Consider the following 229-nt stretch of genomic DNA (forward strand, 5'->3'; position numbering starts at 1 on the left):
TTGAGAGTATATCATGCGTATTGTATGAAGCATTCCTAGAGGAGGAAGAGTAAGAAAAAGGAAAATATGGTACTATCTTTTTCTTCTTTACTGGCTCTTTTGTGTTAATATGATTTTTTCGTATTAATATAATGATTTGAGGTAGACAATATGAGAGTGACTTTAGATATTTTAAAGGCTGATCCAAAGGATTCTTGGAAAAAATTAATAAGGGATATTTCAAAATTGC

Source organism: Bacillus sp. JJ1127, from assembly GCF_036965845.1.
Classification (GTDB): domain Bacteria; phylum Bacillota; class Bacilli; order Bacillales; family Bacillaceae_G; genus Bacillus_A.